The 19,975-nt window shown below is 66.6% G+C and carries 16 protein-coding genes; all 16 read left to right on the forward strand.

What is annotated here, in order from left to right; all coding sequences use genetic code 11:
• A partial coding sequence (accB, locus tag N878_RS05330; protein WP_021442644.1) for an acetyl-CoA carboxylase biotin carboxyl carrier protein occupies positions 1-260 on the forward strand: 260 nt, incomplete at its 5' end.
• 17 nt (positions 261-277) lie between these two features.
• Positions 278-1,633: an acetyl-CoA carboxylase biotin carboxylase subunit gene (gene accC / locus N878_RS05335; protein WP_021442645.1), complete on the forward strand. Its 1,356-nt coding sequence runs from the start codon at positions 278-280 to the stop codon at positions 1,631-1,633.
• 141 nt (positions 1,634-1,774) lie between these two features.
• A complete protein-coding gene (gene prmA / locus N878_RS05340) occupies positions 1,775-2,653 on the forward strand; it encodes a 50S ribosomal protein L11 methyltransferase (protein WP_021442646.1) in 879 nt (292 codons plus the stop codon).
• Positions 2,654-2,703: 50 nt separating this feature from the next.
• Positions 2,704-3,963 (forward strand): DUF3426 domain-containing protein, encoded by a 1,260-nt coding sequence (locus N878_RS05345; protein WP_021442647.1) that lies wholly within the window; start codon positions 2,704-2,706, stop codon positions 3,961-3,963.
• Positions 3,964-4,193: 230 nt separating this feature from the next.
• Positions 4,194-5,192 (forward strand): tRNA dihydrouridine synthase DusB, encoded by a 999-nt coding sequence (gene dusB, locus N878_RS05350; RefSeq protein WP_031302785.1) that lies wholly within the window; start codon positions 4,194-4,196, stop codon positions 5,190-5,192.
• A complete protein-coding gene (gene fis / locus N878_RS05355; protein WP_031302786.1) occupies positions 5,189-5,509 on the forward strand; it encodes a DNA-binding transcriptional regulator Fis in 321 nt (106 codons plus the stop codon). The genes dusB and fis overlap by 4 nt, the downstream gene beginning before the upstream one ends.
• A gap of 70 nt (positions 5,510-5,579) precedes the next feature.
• Positions 5,580-7,187: a bifunctional phosphoribosylaminoimidazolecarboxamide formyltransferase/IMP cyclohydrolase gene (gene purH / locus N878_RS05360; protein WP_021442650.1), complete on the forward strand. Its 1,608-nt coding sequence runs from the start codon at positions 5,580-5,582 to the stop codon at positions 7,185-7,187.
• A 199-nt stretch (positions 7,188-7,386) separates the two neighbouring features.
• A complete protein-coding gene (purD, locus tag N878_RS05365) occupies positions 7,387-8,676 on the forward strand; it encodes a phosphoribosylamine--glycine ligase (RefSeq protein WP_021442651.1) in 1,290 nt (429 codons plus the stop codon).
• A gap of 132 nt (positions 8,677-8,808) precedes the next feature.
• A complete protein-coding gene (locus N878_RS05370) occupies positions 8,809-11,595 on the forward strand; it encodes a hybrid sensor histidine kinase/response regulator (protein WP_031302787.1) in 2,787 nt (928 codons plus the stop codon).
• 37 nt (positions 11,596-11,632) lie between these two features.
• On the forward strand, positions 11,633-12,229 hold the full coding sequence (locus N878_RS05375; protein WP_021442653.1) for a MarC family protein: 597 nt from the start codon (positions 11,633-11,635) through the stop codon (positions 12,227-12,229).
• A 216-nt stretch (positions 12,230-12,445) separates the two neighbouring features.
• Positions 12,446-14,245, forward strand: coding sequence for an allophanate hydrolase (atzF, locus tag N878_RS05380; RefSeq protein WP_021442654.1), 1,800 nt, complete (start codon positions 12,446-12,448; stop codon positions 14,243-14,245).
• A gap of 8 nt (positions 14,246-14,253) precedes the next feature.
• Positions 14,254-14,958, forward strand: coding sequence for a GntR family transcriptional regulator (locus N878_RS05385; protein WP_021442655.1), 705 nt, complete (start codon positions 14,254-14,256; stop codon positions 14,956-14,958).
• A 75-nt stretch (positions 14,959-15,033) separates the two neighbouring features.
• Positions 15,034-16,299, forward strand: coding sequence for an urea ABC transporter substrate-binding protein (urtA, locus tag N878_RS05390; RefSeq protein WP_021442656.1), 1,266 nt, complete (start codon positions 15,034-15,036; stop codon positions 16,297-16,299).
• A gap of 141 nt (positions 16,300-16,440) precedes the next feature.
• Complete coding sequence (gene urtB / locus N878_RS05395) at positions 16,441-18,009, forward strand: urea ABC transporter permease subunit UrtB (protein ID WP_031302789.1); 1,569 nt, start codon at positions 16,441-16,443, stop codon at positions 18,007-18,009.
• Positions 18,009-19,100: an urea ABC transporter permease subunit UrtC gene (gene urtC, locus N878_RS05400; protein ID WP_021442658.1), complete on the forward strand. Its 1,092-nt coding sequence runs from the start codon at positions 18,009-18,011 to the stop codon at positions 19,098-19,100. Before urtB ends, urtC begins: the two co-directional genes overlap by 1 nt.
• Positions 19,097-19,939 (forward strand): urea ABC transporter ATP-binding protein UrtD, encoded by an 843-nt coding sequence (gene urtD, locus N878_RS05405; protein WP_031302790.1) that lies wholly within the window; start codon positions 19,097-19,099, stop codon positions 19,937-19,939. The genes urtC and urtD overlap by 4 nt, the downstream gene beginning before the upstream one ends.
• Positions 19,940-19,975 lie beyond the last annotated feature (36 nt).

Raw genomic sequence — 19,975 nt, forward strand, 5'->3', positions numbered from 1 at the left:
CCCCGGCAGCCGCGCCGAAGCTGAACGGCAGCGTGGCCCGCTCGCCGATGGTCGGCACCTTCTACCGCGCCGCCTCGCCGACCTCGGCCAACTTCGTCGAAGTCGGTCAGAGCGTGAAGAAAGGCGACATCCTGTGCATCGTCGAAGCCATGAAGATGATGAACCACATCGAGGCCGAAGCCAGCGGCGTGATCGAGTCCATCCTGGTGGAAAACGGCCAGCCGGTTGAGTACGACCAGCCCCTGTTCACCATCGTTTGATGCGCGGGGAGCCTGCAATGCAGAAGCTGGAAAAAGTCCTGATCGCCAACCGTGGCGAAATCGCCCTGCGCATCCTGCGCGCCTGCAAGGAGCTGGGCATCAAGACGGTGGCCGTGCATTCCACCGCCGACCGTGAATTGATGCACCTGGGCCTGGCCGACGAGTCCGTCTGCATTGGTCCGGCGCCCGGCGCACGGTCCTACCTGAACATCCCGGCGATCATCAGCGCCGCCGAAGTCACCGGCGCCACCGCGATCCACCCGGGCTACGGCTTCCTCGCCGAGAACGCCGACTTCGCCGAACAGGTGGAGAACTCCGGTTTCGCCTTCATCGGCCCGAAAGCCGACACCATCCGCCTGATGGGCGACAAGGTGTCGGCCAAGAACGCCATGATCAAGTCCGGCGTGCCGGTGGTGCCTGGCTCCGACGGCCCGCTGCCGGAAGACGAGGAAGAAGCCCTGCGCATCGCCCGCGAAGTGGGCTACCCGGTGATCATCAAGGCCGCCGGCGGCGGCGGTGGTCGCGGCATGCGCGTGGTGCACAAGGAAGAAGACCTGATCAAGTCGGCCAAGCTGACCCGCACCGAAGCCGGCGCGGCGTTCGGCAACCCGATGGTCTACCTGGAAAAATTCCTCGGCAACCCGCGCCACGTCGAGGTGCAGGTACTGTCGGACGGCCAGGGCAACGCCATCCACCTGTACGACCGCGACTGCTCGCTGCAGCGCCGCCACCAGAAGGTGATCGAGGAGGCCCCGGCCCCCTACATCGACGAGAAGGCCCGCGCCGAGGTGCTCAAGCGCTGCGTCGACGCCTGCATCGAGATCGGCTACCGCGGTGCCGGCACCTTCGAGTTCCTCTACGAAGACGGCCGTTTCTACTTCATCGAGATGAACACCCGCGTGCAGGTCGAGCACCCGGTCACCGAGATGATCACCGGCTTCGACATCGTCAAGGAGATGCTCAGCATCGCCGCCGGCAACAAGCTGTCGATCAAGCAGGAAGACGTGAAGATCCTCGGCCACTCGGTCGAGTGCCGGATCAACGCCGAGGACCCGGACAACTTCATGCCCAGCCCCGGCAAGGTCAAGCACTTCCATGCCCCGGGCGGCAACGGCGTGCGCGTCGACTCGCACCTGTACAGCGGCTACAGCGTGCCGCCGCACTACGACTCGCTGATCGGCAAGCTGATCACCTTCGGCAAGGACCGCGACGAGGCCATGGCGCGCATGCGCAACGCCCTCGACGAGATCGTGGTCGACGGCATCAAGACCAACGTGCCGCTGCACCGCGACCTGACCCGCGACAAGGGTTTCGTCAAGGGTGGCGTGAACATCCACTACCTGGAAAAGAAACTGGGTATGGACAAGCACTGAGACTTGGGTCTGCTGCACCGACAAGGGCTGCCATCTGGCGGCCCTTGTCGTTTCCGGCCGGCGGCCGAACTGGCAGCACGCCCATCCGTTCAAGTAAGCTGCGCGGCCAAACGCCCCGCCGCATCGTTCATGAGGTTGCCCATGCCCTGGTTACAAGTCCGTCTCGCCATCACCCCGGAGCAGGCGGAGACCTACGAGGACGCCCTGCTCGAGGTCGGCGCCGTGTCGGTGACCTTTATGGACGCCGAGGACCAGCCGATCTTCGAGCCGGACCTGGGCACCACCCCGCTGTGGTCGCACACCCACCTGCTGGCCCTGTTCGAGGCCGATACCGACGAGACCGCGCTGCTCGCCCACCTGCAGCTGCTGTGCGGCGGCGCCCTGCCGGAACACCATGTCGAACGCATCGAGGACCAGGACTGGGAGCGCAGCTGGATGGACGGCTTCCAGCCGATGCGCTTCGGCCAACGCCTGTGGATAGTGCCGAGCTGGCACGCCGCACCGGAGCCGGAGGCGGTCAACCTGCTGCTCGATCCGGGCCTGGCCTTCGGCACCGGCACCCACCCGACCACCGCACTGTGCCTGGAATGGCTCGACGGCCAGGATCTGGCCGGCTGCAACGTGCTGGATTTCGGCTGCGGCTCCGGCATCCTGGCCATCGCCGCGCTGCTGCTCGGCGCGCCGCAGGCGGTCGGTACCGATATCGACCCGCAGGCGCTGGAGGCCTCGCGCGACAACGCCTCGCGCAACGGCATCGATCCGGCACGCTTCCCGGTCTATCTGCCCGCCGACCTGCCGCAGCAGCCGGCCGAGGTGGTGGTGGCCAATATCCTCGCCGGCCCGCTGGTCTCCCTGGCGCCGCAGATCGGCGCGCTGGTCAAGCCGGGCGGGCGCCTGGCGCTGTCGGGCATCCTCGCCGAGCAGGCCGAGGAAGTGCGCGCCGCCTACGCCGGCGCCTTCGACCTCGACCCGACAGCCGTCAAGGACGGCTGGGTGCGCATCAGCGGCGTCAAGCGCTGAACCCCTGACCATTGCGTTAGACTAACCGCCTCGAGTTATCGGACCCGCGCATGAGCGAAAGCCACGTCACCCAGTGCCCCCATTGCCGCACCAGCTTCCGCGTCAGCCAGGCGCAGCTGGCTGCCGCCCATGGCGCGGTGCGCTGCGGGGCCTGCCTGCACGTGTTCAACGCCGCGCAGCAGTTGTTCGGCACGCCCAGCGCTGCGCCCACGACCGCCCCGCCGGCAGCGGCCGGCAAACCACAGCCAGCGGCCGCCGGCAAACCGGCCAAGGCCGCCGACGACACCCTGTGGATTCACGACGACCTCGACCTAGACGGCCTCGATCTGGACGAGGAACTGGCCAAGCTGGAGGAACAGGAACAGCAACTGTCGCAGCAGTTCCTCACCCTGGAGCGCGCCCCGCGCTACAGCGAACGCTTCGACAGCGACGAAGCGCCGAGCCGCGACGCGCCGCACGACGAGGCCTGGGCCGAAGCCCTGCTGCGTGACGAGCCGGTAAAACGCGAGCGCGACAGCTTCGCACTGCAACCTACCGAAGAGCAGCCAGAGCCCGCCGCCGCTAAGCCCAAAGCAGCCAGCGAATTCACCGCCCCCGTCACACCCCGCGAGCAGCAGCCCAGCGCCGACGAGCTCGACGAACCGAGCGAGCCGCGCCTGGGTAGCCTCGATGACGAACCGGACGAGCAAGAGCGACAGGATGAAGACCTGCGCAGCGAGCGCGAAGAACCCAGGGCGGCGCGCAACGAGCCGGGCCTGCGCGAGGAACGCCTGTTCGAACTGGACGACGAACCGCTGCAACTGGACTGGCGCCAGCCGCAGTCGCGCCCCTGGGGCCGCTGGTTCGCCTGGAGCCTGCTCAACCTGCTGGCGGCCGGCGGCCTGCTGGCGCAGTACGCCGCCTACAACTTCGACGAGCTGGCGCGCCAGGATCGCTACCGCCCCTGGTTCGAGCAGCTGTGCCCGAGCATCGGCTGCAGCCTGCCGTCGAAGGTCGACATCAGCCAGATCCGCAGCAGCAACCTGGTGGTGCGCAGCCACCCGGAGTTCTCCGGCGCGCTGATCGTCGACGCCATCCTCTACAACCGCGCGCCCTTCGCCCAACCCTTCCCGCTGCTGGAAATGCGCTTCGCCGACCTCGGTGGCCAGCTGGTCGCCAGCCGCCGTTTCAAGCCCAGCGAATACCTCGCCGGCGAGCTCGCCGGGCAGAGCGAAATGCCGCCGCAGACGCCGATCCACATCTCCCTGGACATCCTCGACCCGGGCACCCGCGCGGTGAACTACAGCCTCAGCTTCCACTCCCCGGAATAGCCTGCAGGCGGCGCGACAACTGGCCGCAGGCCGCCTATCGAACTCTTGGCGATAAGCCCATAGCTGTTCAGAATTTGTTCAAAACAGCCTTTATCCGGTCATCCAGAGCGGGTATCATGCCCACCCTTTTGCGAGCACAGCCCACCATTGTTTCCCCCCGCGGAAACCGTGGAGGACAGCTGTTGATCGCCCCATTGTCTCAACTGCGAACCAACAAGCAGGGACGCCCCATGTCGGCCCCACGTATCGGCCCCTACACATTGCCCAATCGGTTGATCCTGGCCCCCATGGCCGGCGTCACCGATCGCCCGTTCCGCCAGCTGTGCCGCCGTCTCGGTGCCGGCCTGGTGGTGTCGGAGATGGTCACCAGCGATGTGCGCCTGTGGAATAGCCGCAAGTCCAGCCTGCGTTTGCTGCACGCCGGCGACCCCGAGCCGCGTTCGGTGCAGATCGCCGGCGGCGACCCGCAGATGCTCGCCGAAGCCGCACGCAAGAACGTCGAGCTCGGCGCGCAGATCATCGACATCAACATGGGCTGCCCGGCCAAGAAGGTCTGCAACAAGGCCGCCGGCTCCGCCCTGCTGCGCGACGAACCGCTGGTGCGCGAGATTCTCGCCGCGGTGGTCGGCGCGGTGGACGTACCGGTGACCCTGAAGATCCGCACCGGCTGGGATCGCGCGAACAAGAACGGCGTCACCGTGGCGAAGATCGCCGAAGATGCCGGCATCGCCGCGCTGGCCGTGCACGGCCGCACGCGCGCCGACCTCTACACCGGCGAAGCCGAGTACGACACCATCGCCGCGATCAAGCAGGCGGTGTCGATTCCGGTGTTCGCCAACGGCGACATCGACTCGCCGCAAAAAGCCCGCGCCGTACTCGACGCCACCGGCGCCGATGCCCTGCTGATCGGTCGTGCCGCGCAGGGCCGGCCGTGGATCTTCCGTGAGATCGAGCATTATCTGCGCACCGGCGAAAGCCTGCCGGCGCCCGGCCTGCTCGAGGTGGAACGCATTCTGCTAGAACACCTGGCCGCCCTGCACGCCTTCTACGGCGACGAGATGGGCGTGCGCATCGCCCGCAAGCATGTCGGCTGGTATCTCGCAACCCTGCCGGGCGCCAGGGAGTTTCGCGCCCAGTTCAACCGTCTGGACAGTACGGACGCACAGTGCGCCCACGTTCGCGCGTTTTTCAGCGAACGGCACAACGATGGAAACGAGGTGGCCGCATGACGTTGATGACAGAGACCTTAGTGAGTGGAACCGCACCCGTGAGTGACAACACCAGCCTTAAACAGCACCTGAGCACGCCGAGCGACGAGGGCCAGACCCTGCGTGGCGCCGTGGAAAAGGCGCTGCACAACTATTTCGCCCATCTCGAGGGCGCGGACGTCACCGATGTGTACAACCTGGTGCTCACCGAAGTGGAAGCGCCGCTGCTGGAAACCGTCATGAATTACGTGAAAGGTAACCAGACCAAGGCCTCCGAGCTGCTCGGCCTGAACCGCGGCACGCTGCGCAAGAAGCTCAAGCAGTACGACCTGCTGTAAGCGAATCCCCGGAAAAGGGCGGCCGAGTGCCGCCTTTTTTCACTGTTTTCCTGTTCCGATGGACTTTGCCATGACCGACCAGACCACCCGCCTCCCCGTTCGCCGCGCCCTGATCAGCGTCTCCGACAAGACCGGCATCCTCGAGTTCGCCCGCGAACTGGCCACCCTCGGTGTCGAGATCCTCTCCACCGGCGGCACCTACAAGCTGCTCAAGGACAACGGCGTAGCCGCAGTGGAAGTGGCCGACTACACCGGCTTCCCGGAGATGATGGACGGCCGGGTGAAGACCCTGCACCCGAAGATCCACGGCGGCATCCTCGGCCGTCGCGCGCTGGACGGCGCGGTGATGGACGAGCACGGCATCAAGCCGATCGACCTGGTGGCGGTCAACCTCTACCCCTTCGAAGCCACCGTGGCCAAGCCCGATTGCGACCTGGCCGATGCCATCGAGAACATCGACATCGGCGGCCCGACCATGGTCCGCAGCGCGGCGAAGAACCACAAGGACGTCGCCATCGTGGTCAACGCCGGCGACTACGCCGGCATCGTCGAGTCCCTCAAGGCCGGCGGTCTGACCTACGCCCAGCGTTTCGACCTGGCGCTCAAGGCCTTCGAGCACACCGCCGCCTACGACGGCATGATCGCCAACTACCTGGGCACCATCGACCAGACGCGCGACACCCTGTCCACCGAAGGCCGTGGCGCCTTCCCGCGCACCTTCAACAGCCAGTTCATCAAGGCGCAGGAAATGCGCTACGGCGAGAACCCGCACCAGAGCGCGGCCTTCTACGTCGAAGCGAAGAAGGGCGAGGCCAGCGTTTCCACCGCTGTCCAGCTGCAGGGCAAGGAACTGTCGTTCAACAACGTGGCCGACACCGACGCCGCGCTGGAATGCGTGAAAAGCTTCGTCAAGCCGGCCTGCGTCATCGTCAAGCACGCCAACCCCTGCGGCGTGGCCGTGGTCCCGGAAAACGAAGGCGGTATCCGCAAGGCCTACGACCTGGCCTACGCCACCGACACCGAATCCGCGTTTGGCGGCATCATCGCCTTTAACCGCGAGCTGGATGGCGAGACCGCCAAGGCCATCGTCGAGCGTCAGTTCGTCGAAGTGATCATCGCCCCGAGCATCAGCGCCGCCGCCCGTGAAGTGGTGGCCGCCAAGGCCAATGTGCGTCTGCTGGAATGCGGCCAGTGGCCGACCGAGCGCGCCGCGGGCTGGGACTTCAAGCGCGTCAACGGCGGTCTGCTGGTGCAGAGCCGCGATATCGGCATGATCAAGGCGGAAGACCTCAAGGTCGTCACCCAGCGCGCGCCGAGCGAGCAGGAGATCCACGACCTGGTGTTCGCCTGGAAAGTGGCCAAGTTCGTCAAGTCCAACGCCATCGTCTATGCCAAGAACCGCCAGACCGTCGGTGTCGGCGCAGGCCAGATGAGCCGCGTCAACTCCGCGCGCATCGCCGCGATCAAGGCCGAGCACGCCGGCCTGCAGGTGCAGGGCGCGGTGATGGCCTCGGACGCCTTCTTCCCGTTCCGCGACGGTATCGACAACGCGGCCAAGGCCGGCATCACCGCGGTGATCCAGCCCGGTGGCTCGATGCGCGACAACGAAGTGATCGCTGCCGCCGACGAAGCCGGCATCGCCATGGTGTTCACCGGCATGCGCCACTTCAGGCACTAAAATCGGCCGCACTGAAGCCGGCATCTGCGTTGTTGCCCCGGGTTCCGCCAATGCTCATTGCCAGTCGGCAACTCCGCTGGTCGAAACCTGGGGCGCCTAGCATCTACCGGCTTCATCGCGACCTCGGAATTCGTAGGGTGGATAACGCTTTTCTTATCCACCAAACGGGCCACCGGCCCGCCTCCATTGGGAGAGAGACATGAACGTACTGATCATCGGCAGCGGCGGTCGTGAACACGCCCTGGCCTGGAAAGTGGCGCAGGATCCGCGCGTCGAGAAGGTGTTCGTCGCCCCGGGCAACGCCGGTACCGCGGTGGAAGCCAAGTGCGAGAACGTGGCCATCGACGTGCTGGCCATCGAGCAGCTCGCCGACTTCGCCGAGCAGAACGTGCAGCTGACCATAGTCGGTCCCGAGGCGCCGCTGGTGAAGGGCGTGGTCGACCTGTTCCGCAGCCGCAAGCTGGACATCTTCGGCCCCACCGCCGCCGCCGCCCAGCTGGAAGGTTCCAAGGCCTTCACCAAGGATTTCCTGGCCCGCCACCAGATCCCCACCGCCGACTACCAGAACTTCACCGAGATCGAGCCGGCGCTGGCCTACCTGCGCGAGAAGGGCGCGCCCATCGTGATCAAGGCCGACGGCCTGGCCGCCGGCAAAGGCGTGATAGTCGCCATGACCATGCAGGAAGCCGAAGACGCCGTACGCGACATGCTGGCCGGCAACGCCTTCGGTGAGGCGGGTTCGCGCGTGGTGATCGAAGAGTTCCTCGACGGCGAAGAGGCTTCCTTTATCGTCATGGTCGACGGCGAGCATGTGCTGCCGATGGCCACCAGCCAGGACCACAAGCGCGTCGGCGACGCCGATACCGGCCCGAACACCGGCGGCATGGGCGCCTACTCGCCGGCGCCGGTGGTGACGCCTGAGGTGCACCAGCGGGTGATGGACGAGGTGATCTACCCCACCGTGCGCGGCATGGCCAGCGAAGGCAACGTCTACACCGGCTTCCTCTATGCCGGGCTGATGATCGACAAGGCCGGCAAGCCCAAGGTCATCGAGTTCAACTGCCGCTTCGGCGACCCGGAAACCCAGCCGATCATGGTGCGCCTGGAAAGCTCCCTGGTGCTGCTGGTCGAGGCCGCGCTGGCCAAGGCCCTGGACAAGGTCGAAGCCACCTGGGACCCGCGTCCGACTGTGGGTGTGGTGCTGGCCGCCGGCGGCTACCCGGGCGACTACGCCAAGGGCGATGTCATCGAAGGTCTGGACGACGCCGCCCAGCTCGACGGCAAGGTGTTCCACGCCGGTACCAAGCTTTCGGACGGCCGGATCGTCACCGCCGGCGGCCGCGTGCTGTGCGCCACCGCCATCGGTCGCACGGTGGCCGAGGCCCAGCAGCAGGCCTACCGCCTGGCCGAGAAGATCCGCTGGAACGGCATGTTCCACCGCAACGACATCGGCTACCGCGCCATCGCCCGCGAGCGTGGCGAAGGCTGATCGCCGCCAGGGCATATGACGCAGGCCGGTGGCCGCCAGGGACGGCAGGCCACAAAAATGCCCGCCTACGCCATATTCTCCCGAACAAATGCTTGGCTATAATCCGGCCACTCATTTAGAAGGGATTTGCCCGTGCGCCGGCTCAGGATTGCCATCGGACTATTCGCCAGTTTGCTGCTGCTCGGTGTCAACCTGACAGCCTGCGCCGGCACCGCTCCGACAAGCCCGCAGGGCTGGTCCTACCTGATCGACGCCAGCGCCCGCCTGGGCCTGGAAGAGGTGCGCGCCCAGCGCCAGCAGTTCAAGCCGCTCACTAAACAATCCTTCACCTTCCCGCCCAGCCAGCACGCCGTCTGGTTGCGCGTCGAGCTCGCCGCGCAGCAGCAGCCGACCTGGCTCTGGGTGTTCTCGCCACGGGTGCAGTACCTCGACTACTACCTGCTGCGCGACGGCCAGCTGGAGCAGAACCTGCACACCGGCGAGGCCATGCCGCTGGAGTCGCGCCCGCTGCCCTCGCGTTTCTACCTGATGCCGCTGCCCAACGACGGCCAGGCCCGCGTCGCCTATGTGCGGCTGACCTCCAACCACCCGCTGATGACCTGGTTCAAGGTGATGGACCAGGCCGAGCTGGTCAGCCTGGAAAAGCCCGCCTACCTGTTCGGCGCCCTGTTCGGCGCGCTGCTGCTGCTGACCCTGTACAACCTGATCCGCTTCTTCTACAGCCGCAGCGCCAGCAGCCTGTGGCTGGCCGGGGTGAATATCGGCCTGGCGGTATGCTCCTCGGCCAACCTCGGCATCTTCGCCCAGTGGCTGCCGAGCCTGAGCCACAACCAGTCGCTGATCGCCGACCTCTCGGCGCTGTTCGCCGCCTTCAGCGGCCTGGCCTTCGCCCTCAGCTTCGTCCGCGGCACGCCGGTGCAGGTCAGCCCGCTCAACCGCCTGCTGCAGGGCAACGCCCTGCTGCTGCTGGCCTATGCCGTCACCGTCGCCCTCACCGGGCTGCTCTGGTACAGCTCGCTGGTCTACCTGCTGGTGGCGCTGAGCACCCTCAATCTGCTGCTGGTCAGCACCCTGCACTGGCGCGCCGGTTACCAGCCGGCGCGGCTGATCGCCGTGGGCATGCTGGTGTTCAACCTGGGCTTCGGCTTCTTCATACCGGTGCTGCTCGGTTACGACCAGCTCAACCCCGGCTGGCTGGTGCTCGGCGTGTTCAGCGTCGCCACCCTGGCCGGGCTGATCCTCAGCGTGTCGCTGACCGAGCGCCAGCGGCAGATCCAGCGCGACACCCTGGACGAGCGCACCGCGCTGGCCGCCAGCAGCGCCGAGCTGCGTGCCAAGGCCGAGTTCCTGGCCAAGATCAGCCACGAGATCCGCACGCCGATGAACGGCGTGCTGGGCATGACCGAGCTGCTGCTGGGCACGCCGCTGTCGGCCAAGCAACGCGACTACGTGCAGACCATCCACAGTTCGGGCAACGAGCTGCTCACCCTGATCAACGAGATTCTCGACATTTCCAAGCTGGAATCCGGACAGATCGAGCTGGACGACGTGCAGTTCGACCTCGGCGCGCTGATCGAGGACTGCCTCGACATCTTCCGCGCCAAGGCCGAGCAGCAGCGCGTGGAGCTGATCAGTTTCATCCAGCCGCAGGTGCCGCGGGTGATCAGCGGCGACCCGACGCGCCTGCGCCAGGCCCTGCTCAGCCTGCTCGACAACGCCTTCAAGCAGACCGACGAGGGCGAGATCCTGCTGGTCGCCGCGCTGGACAGCAGCGACGGCCAGCACCGCCTGCGCATCGCCGTGCAGGACAGCGGCCGCCCGCTGCTGGCCGAGGAGCGCGACGCCCTGCTCAACGCCGAGCTGCACAGCAAGGACTTCCTCGCCGCCACCCGCCTCGGCGGGCGCCTGGGCCTGATCATCGCCCGTCAGCTGGTGCGCCTGATGGGCGGCGAGTTCGGCATCCAGGGCAGCGGCAACCAGGGCTCGACGCTGTGGCTGACCCTGCCGCTGGACGCCGCCCGCCTGCAGCAGCCCGAAGCCGACCTGGACAGCCCGCTGCAGGGCGCGCGCCTGCTGGTGGTGGACGACAACGACACCTGCCGCAAGGTGCTGGTGCAGCAGTGCAACGCCTGGGGCCTGCAGGTCAGCGCCGTGCCGTCGGGCAAGGAGGCCCTGGCCCTGCTGCGCACCAAGGCGCATATGCGCGAATACTTCGACGCGGTGCTGCTCGATCAGGACATGCCCGGCATGACCGGCATGCAGCTGGCGGCCAAGATCAAGGAAGACCCCAGCCTCAACCACGACATCCTGATCATCATGCTCACCGGCATCAGCAACGCGCCGAGCAAGGTGATCGCGCGCAACGCCGGGATCAAGCGCATCCTGGCCAAGCCGGTGGCCGGCTATACGCTCAAGACCACCCTGGCCGACGAGCTGGCCCAGCGCCCCAACGACAGCCAGGTGCAGGCCGCGCCGACGCCGGTCAGCACACCGCTCGAGGTGCCCGGCGACTTCCGCATCCTGGTGGCCGAGGACAACAGCATCTCCACCAAGGTGATCCGCGGCATGCTCGGCAAGCTCAACCTGCAGCCGGACACCGCCAGCAATGGCGAGGAAGCCCTCAGCGCGATGAAGGCGCAGCACTACGATCTGGTGCTGATGGACTGCGAGATGCCGGTGCTCGACGGTTTTTCCGCCACCGAACAGCTGCGCGCCTGGGAGGCCGCCGAACATCGCCCGCGCACCCCGGTGGTGGCGCTCACCGCGCATATCTTGAGCGAACACAAGGAACGCGCCCGCGCCGTGGGCATGGACGGCCACATGTCCAAGCCGGTGGAGCTGTCGCAACTGCGCGAGCTGATCGAACACTGGATCGCCGAACGCGAACTGCGCCGCCAGCGTGACGCACTGCCAAACTGATCGTCTCCTTCCCCCAGTTTTCTGCGAGCCTGCCGCCATGGCCTCCGAGTTGTTCAGCCTGTACCTGAAGATGCTGGTGCTCTACAGCCCCTTCTTCGTCCTCTCCTGCTTTATCGGCCTGAGCCGCGGCTACACCCTCAGGGAGCGCAAGCGCCTGGCCTGGAAGGTGGCGCTGGCCACGCTGATCGCCAGTGTGCTGCTGTACCTGTTCGGCAGGCACATCTTCACCCTGTTCGGCATCACCATCGACGCCTTCCGCATCGGCGCAGGCTCGGTGCTGTTCATCTCGGCGCTGGGCATGGCCCAGGGCAAGCCGGCGGTGCAGAGCGACAACGTGCAGCAGGACGTGACCATAGTGCCACTGACCATTCCGCTGACCGTCGGCCCCGGCACCATCGGCGCGCTGCTGCTGATGGGCGCCAGCCAGCCACACTGGGACGACAAGCTGGTGGCGGTGGTGGCGATCTTCTTCGCCAGCCTCACCGTCGGCGTGGTGCTGTACCTGTCCAACCAGTTCGAGCGCCTGCTCGGCGACCAGGGCCTGCAGATCGTCAGCCGCCTGATGGGCCTGTTCGTCTGCGCCCTGGCGGCGCAGATCATCTTTACCGGGGTGAAGAACTACCTGGTGCCGTAATCCGCAGAGCCTGCCCCGGATTTCATCCGGGCTACGCCGCTCTCTTCTGCACCATATGCTTGCAACAACGCTCTGGCTCGGTGCATGCCGCTCACCTGGCAGAGCCTCACGCGCCCTAGAAAACTCACTAAGCGACTGAAATTAAAAGCTTTAAAGGAAATGGCACTGACATTGCTCTGCTGATCCCAACTTGGATACAAGATGGAATCTCAGCGCATGTCCGACGCCCCGCTCGCCTTCACCCTCACCGACTGGCAACAGGCCTACCGCGACGGCCAATCCCCCTTTGAGCTGCTGCACGCCCTGCGCCGCGAACTGCGCGCCGGCGACAGCGCCTGGATCGCCCTGGCCAGCGAGGCTCAGCTCGATGCCCAGCTCGATGTCCTGGCCAGCGCACTGGACGGTGTAGCCGGCGACCCGAGCAAGCTGCCGCTGTACGGCGTGCCCTTCGCCATCAAGGACAATATCGACGCCGCCGGCTGGCCCACCACCGCCGCCTGCCCCGAGTTCGCCTATAGCGCCGAGGCGGACGCCACAGTGGTGGCGCGCCTGCGCGCCGCCGGCGCCATCCTGATCGGCAAGACCAACCTCGACCAGTTCGCCACCGGCCTGGTCGGCACCCGCTCGCCCTATGGCGCGGTGCCCAATAGCTTCAACCCGGCTTACGTCAGCGGCGGCTCCAGCTCCGGCTCGGCCAGCGTGGTCGCGCGCGGCCTGGTGCCCTTCGCCCTGGGCACCGACACCGCCGGCTCCGGCCGCGTGCCGGCCGGCTTCAACAATATCGTCGGGCTCAAGCCGACCAAGGGCTGGCTGCCCAATACCGGTCTGGTGCCGGCCTGCAAGACCCTGGACTGCATCTCGGTATTCGCCCTGACCGTCGGCGATGCCCTGGCCGTGGCCACTATCGCCGGCGGCTATGACGCCGCCGACCCCTACAGCCGCCAGAACTCCACCAGCGCCAAGGTCGGCATGCCGGCCCAGCCGCGCCTGGCGCTGCCGGCCAACCCGGAATTCTTCGGCGACGCGCAGAACCAGGCCGTCTACGCAGCTGCGCTGGGCAAGCTGCGCGAACTGGGCGCCGAGCTGGTGGAGATCGACTTCGCCCCCTTCCGGCAACTGGCCGAGCAGCTCTACCAGGGTTCCTGGGTCGCCGAGCGCACGGTGGCGGTGGAAGGCGTCGACCCGGCGCATATCAACCCGGTGGTGCGCGGCATAGTCGCGGGCGGCCACAACTACAGCGCCTGCGACGCCTACAAGGCCGAATACATCCGCGCCGAGCTGAGCCGCCGCATCAACGAGGCCCTGGCCGGTTTCGACGCCCTGGTGGTGCCCACCTCGCCGACCATCCGCAGCCTGGCCGAGATGGACGTCGAGCCGGTGCTGTACAACAGCCAGTTCGGCACCTACACCAACTTCACCAACCTCGCCGACCTGTCCGCCCTGGCCGTACCGGCGGGTCTGCGCGCCGACGGCCTGCCGGCCGGCATCACCCTGATCGCCCCGGCCTGGCACGACCAGGCGCTGGCCGCCTTCGGCCAACGCTGGCAGCAGGCCGTCGCTCTGCCGCTGGGCGCCACCGGCAAGCCGCTGCCGGCGCCAAAACCAAGCGACAAACCGGCGCCGGGTTGCATCCGCGTCGCCGTGGTCGGTGCGCACCTGACCGGCATGCCGCTGAACTTCCAGCTCACCAGCCGCGACGCCGTGCTGGTGGAACAGACCAGCAGCGCCGCCAGCTACCGCCTCTTTGCCCTGCCCGGCAGCGTACCGCCCAAGCCGGGCCTGGCGCGGGTCGCCGAGGACGGCGCCGAGATCATCGTCGAGCTGTGGGACGTGCCGCAGGCGCGCTTCGGCGAGTTCGTCGCCGAGATCCCGCCGCCGCTGGGCATCGGCAACCTGCAGCTGGCCGACGGCCGCTGGGTCAAGGGCTTTATCTGCGAGCCGTATGCGCTCGCAGGAGCCCGCGATATCACCAGCTTTGGCGGCTGGCGCGCCTTTATCGCCAGCACCCAGGCCTGAGCACAAGCATGTCGCGCGCCGTTTCACGCCCGCAGAGTCTGGCCGAGCGCATCTACGCCCAGCTCAAGGACGACATCTTCGAGTTCCGCCTGATGCCCGGCGACCGCTTCTCCGAGGGCGAGGTGGCCGAGCGCGTCGCCGCCAGCCGCACGCCGGTGCGCCAGGCCCTGCATCGCCTGCAACGCGAGGGTTTTCTCGAGGTGCACTTTCGCAGCGGCTGGCAGGTACGCCCGCTGGACTTCGCCCACTTCGACGAACTCTACGAGCTGCGCGTCGTCCTCGAACTCGAGGCCGTACGCCGGCTGTGCCTGCGCCCCAACGACGAACAGCCCGCTGCACTGCAGGCGCTCGAGCGCACCTGGTTGGTGCGTAAAGAGGCGCAATTGCAGGACGGCGCCGCCGTTTCACGCCTCGACGAGGCCTTCCATTGCCAATTGCTGGAGGCCGCCGGCAACCGCGAGATGGCCCGCGTGCACCGCGAGGTCAGCGAGAAGATCCGCATTCTAAGGCGCCTGGATTTCACCCAGGCGCAGCGCATCGAGCTGACCTACGCCGAACACGGGCAAATTCTCGAAGCGATCCTGACTCGACGCCTAGAAGAGGCACAGCAATTGCTCAAGAGCCATATAGAGGTCAGCCAGGCAGAGGTGCACAGCATCACCCTGCACAAGCTGTACGGCGCTCGCCAGCGCGTGCAGCCGATGCCGGAATAGCCGAGCCATGACCTTCACTGCATGACCAATAACAACGCTGTCCACTTACTCACATCTGTGAATGGAGATCGCACCATGCAACGTCGCAGCCTGATCAAGGCCTTTACCCTTTCCGCTTCCATCGCCGCCATGGGCATGACCTGGACCGTACAGGCCGCCGAGACCATCAAGGTCGGCATCCTGCATTCGCTGTCCGGCACCATGGCGATCTCCGAAACCTCGCTGAAAGACATGGCGCTGATGACCATCGACGAGATCAACGCCAAGGGCGGCGTGCTCGGCAAGCAGCTCGAGCCGGTGGTGGTCGACCCGGCCTCCAACTGGCCGCTGTTCGCTGAACGCGGTCGTCAGCTGCTGACCCAGGACAAGGTCGCGGTGACCTTCGGCTGCTGGACCAGCGTGTCGCGCAAATCCGTGCTGCCGGTCTATGAAGAGCTCAACGGCCTGCTGTTCTACCCGGTGCAGTACGAAGGCGAAGAGCTGTCGCCCAACGTGTTCTACACCGGCGCGGCGCCAAACCAGCAGGCCATCCCGGCGGTCGAGTACCTGATGAGCGAGGACGGCGGCGCCGCCAAGCGCTTCTTCCTGCTCGGCACCGACTACGTCTACCCGCGCACCACCAACAAGATCCTGCGCGCCTTCCTGATCAGCAAGGGCGTCGACGAGAAGGATATCGAAGAGGTCTACACCCCCTTCGGCCACAGCGACTATCAAACCATCGTCGCCAACATCAAGAAGTTCTCCGCCGGCGGCAAGACCGCGGTGATCTCCACCGTCAACGGCGACTCCAACGTGCCCTTCTACAAGGAACTGGCCAACCAGGGCCTGGAAGCCACCGACGTGCCGGTGGTGGCCTTCTCGGTGGGCGAGGAAGAACTGCGCGGCATCGACACCAAGCCGCTGGTCGGCCACCTGGCCGCCTGGAACTACTTCCAGTCGGTGGAAAACCCGGTCAACACCGAGTTCGTCAACAAGTGGAAGGCCTATGCCAAGGCCAAGAACCTGCCGGGCGCCGACAAGGCGGTAACCAACGACCCGATGGAAGCCACCTACGTGGGCATCCATATGTGGGCCCAGGCCGTGGAGAAGGCCGGCACCACCGAGGTGGACAAGGTGCGTGAAGCCCTTTACGGCCAGACCTTCGAGGCGCCGAGCGGCTACACCCTGACCATGGACAAGAGCAACCACCACCTGCACAAGCCGGTGATGATCGGCGAAATCCAGGAAGACGGGCAGTTCTCCGTGGTCTGGGAAACCGACAGCCCGATCCGCGCCCAGCCGTGGAGCCCCTATATCGAAGGCAACGACAAGAAGCCGGATTACGCGGTGAAGTCGAACTGATCCGACGGGCCTCGCCCGCTTCAATCCTGTAGGAGCCAGCTTGCTGGCGATCATTCGAGTTCTGCGCATCATCGAGTCCGATCGCGAGCAAGCTCGCTCCTACAGTGTCCCGCCGTGATCGGGATACCAAGGACCCCCTTTATGCCCACTGCCCTTACCCGAATTCTTCTAAGCCTGCTGTTGCTGCTGCCCCTCACCGCCAGCGCCAATGAGGCCGACGCTTTTGTCGCCGCCAACCCGGCCAAGCAGGCCAAACTGCTGCAGGACTGGGCCGCCGCGCCCACGCCTGAACGCCTGCCGCTGCTGCAGGCGCTGCAACAGGGCCGCGTCGCCGGCGACGCCGACAAGCGCGCCTTTATCCACCAGGCCGGCACCTGGCAGGCCGCCGACGGCCAAGCGGAGCCCAATGGCACGCCGCGCAAACTGCGCCTGAACAACCGCCTGCGCGGGCTGATCGCCAGCGCCCTGGCCAGCCATCAGTTGCTCGACAAGGATGCCGCCGTCCGCCTTGAGGCCGCCAAACAGCTGCAACGCAATACCCCGCCGGCCCTGCTGCCGCTGCTGGAAAGCCGCCTGAGCATCGAGGCCGACGAGGCCGTGCGCGACGCCCTGACCCTGGCCCTGGCCAACCTGCAACTGGCAGCCGAGGATCCGGCCGTGCGCCTGGCCGCCGTGGAGCGCCTCGGCCAGACCGGCGACCCGCTGGCGCGCACCCGCCTGGAGGCCCTGCTCGATGGTGAGGAAAGCGACGCCGCCGTGCGCAGCGCCGCCGAAAAAAGCCTGGCCCAGGTGAAGAACAAGCTGCTGGTCGGCGAGCTGCTCGGCCAGGCCTTTAGCGGCCTGTCGCTGGGTTCGATCCTGCTGCTGGCGGCGCTGGGCCTGGCCATCACCTTCGGCCTGCTCGGGGTGATCAATATGGCCCATGGCGAGATGCTGATGCTCGGCGCCTACACCACCTACGTGGTGCAGCTGCTGTTCCAGCGCCTGGCCCCGGAAGCCCTGGCCCTCTATCCGCTGGTCGCCCTGCCCATCGCCTTCCTGGTCACCGCGATCATCGGCATGGCCCTGGAGCGCACGGTGATCCGCCATCTGTACGGTCGCCCGCTGGAAACCCTGCTGGCCACCTGGGGCATCAGCCTGATCCTGATCCAGCTGGTGCGCGTCACCTTCGGCGCGCAGAACGTCGAGGTGGCCAACCCCTACTGGCTGTCCGGCGGCGTGCAGGTGCTGCCCAACCTGGTGCTGCCGTACAACCGCATCGTGATCATCGGCTTCGCGCTGTTCGTGGTGCTGCTGACCTGGCTGCTGCTGAACAAGACCCGCCTGGGCCTGAATGTCCGTGCCGTCACCCAGAACCGCAATATGGCCGCCTGCTGCGGCGTGCCCACCGGCCGCGTCGACATGCTCGCCTTCGGCCTCGGCTCGGGTATCGCCGGCCTCGGTGGCGTGGCCCTGAGCCAGATCGGCAACGTCGGCCCGGACCTGGGGCAGAGCTACATCATCGACTCCTTCCTGGTGGTGGTGCTCGGCGGCGTCGGCCAGCTGGCCGGCAGCGTCACCGCCGCCTTCGGCCTGGGCGTGCTGAACAAGTTCCTCGAACCGCAGATCGGCGCCGTGCTGGGCAAGATCCTGATCCTCGCGCTGATCATTCTGTTTATCCAGAAGCGGCCCCAAGGGCTCTTCGCACTCAAGGGACGGGTGATCGACTGATGACCATGCCACTCAATCAAACGCTGCTGGCGCGCGCCAGCGCCAAGCTCGGCCCGCAGGTCTCGCTGGCCATCGGCCTGCTGGTGCTGGCCGTGCTGATCGCCATGCCGCTGCTGCACCTGCTGCCGGCCGACCACGCCCTGCATGTCTCGGCCTACAGCCTGACCCTGGTGGGCAAGATCCTCTGCTACGCCATAGTCGCCTTGGCCCTGGACCTGGTCTGGGGCTACGCCGGCATGCTGTCGCTGGGCCACGGCCTGTTCTTCGCCCTCGGCGGCTACGCCATGGGCATGTACCTGATGCGCCAATCGGCGGGCGATGGGCTGCCGGCCTTTATGAGTTTCCTGGCCTGGAGCGAACTGCCCTGGTACTGGTACGGCACCAGCAATTTCCTCTGGGCGCTGTGCCTGGTGGTGCTGGCGCCCGGCCTGCTGGCGCTGGTGTTCGGCTTCTTCGCCTTCCGCTCGCGGATCAAGGGCGTGTACTTCTCGATCATGACCCAGGCGCTGACCTTCGCCGGCATGCTGCTGTTCTTCCGCAACGAAACCGGCTTCGGCGGCAATAACGGCTTTACCGGCTTTACCCGCATCCTCGGCTTCGATATCACCGCTGCCGGCACCCGCGCCGCGCTGTTCCTGGCCACTGTGCTGTTGCTGCTGGGCAGCTTGTACCTGGGCTTTCGCCTGGCGCGCAGCAAGTTCGGCCGGGTGCTGACCGCATTGCGCGACGCCGAGAATCGCCTGATGTTCTGCGGCTACGATCCGCGCGGCTACAAGCTGTTTATCTGGGTGCTCTCTGCCGTGCTATGCGGCCTGGCCGGGGCGCTCTATGTGCCGCAGGTGGGCATCATCAACCCCAGCGAGATGGCGCCGACCCAGTCCATCGAAGCCGCCGTCTGGGTCGCCCTGGGCGGGCGCGGCACGCTGATCGGCCCGCTGCTCGGCGCCGGCCTGGTCAACGGCATGAAGAGCTGGTTCACCGTGGCCTTCCCCGAATACTGGCTGTTCGCCCTGGGCGCGCTGTTTATCGTGGTCACCCTGTTTCTGCCGAGGGGCGTCGTCGGCTTACTGAAGAAGGAGAAGGAGCAATGAGAGCCGCCCCCGTTCCCGAAGCCATGCTCGAAGCGGCCTTCGATCCCACCGGCCTGGCGCTGGATACCGGCAAGAACGTCGGCAAGGGCGTCAACGTGCGCCACGGCACCATCCTTACCCTGGAAGCGATCAACGTCAGCTTCGACGGCTTCAAGGCGCTGACCGACCTGACTCTGTATATCGGCGTCGGCGAACTGCGCTGCATCATCGGCCCCAACGGCGCCGGCAAGACCACCATGATGGACGTGATCACCGGCAAGACCCGCCCGGACAACGGCGTGGCCTACTTCGGCGAGCAGTACGACCTGACCGCCATGAGCGAGGTGCAGATCGCCCAGGCCGGCATCGGCCGCAAGTTCCAGAAGCCGACGGTATTCGAGGCGCTCTCGGTGTTCGAGAACCTGGAGCTGGCGCAGAAGACCAACAAGTCGGTGTGGGCCAGCCTGCGCGCCCGCCTGTCCGGCGAGCAGAAGGACCGCATCGACGAGGTGCTCGCCACCATTCGCCTGGACGCCTCGCGCCACCGCCCGGCCGGCCTGCTCTCCCACGGCCAGAAGCAGTTCCTGGAGATCGGCATGCTGCTGATGCAGGAGCCGCACCTGCTGCTGCTCGACGAGCCGGTGGCGGGCATGACCGACGCCGAAACCGAGTTCACCGCCGAGCTGTTCAAGTCGCTGGCGCGCAAGCACTCGCTGATGGTGGTCGAGCACGATATGGGCTTCGTCGGCTCCATCGCCGACCACGTCACCGTGCTGCACCAGGGCCGCGTGCTGGCCGAGGGCTCGCTGGAACAGGTGCAGAACGACGAGCGGGTGATCGAGGTGTATCTCGGTCGGTAAGGGATTCGTAGGGTGGATGACGCTTTTTTCATCCAC

Source organism: Pseudomonas sp. EGD-AK9 (assembly GCF_000465935.2).
Taxonomy (GTDB): Bacteria; Pseudomonadota; Gammaproteobacteria; order Pseudomonadales; family Pseudomonadaceae; genus Aquipseudomonas.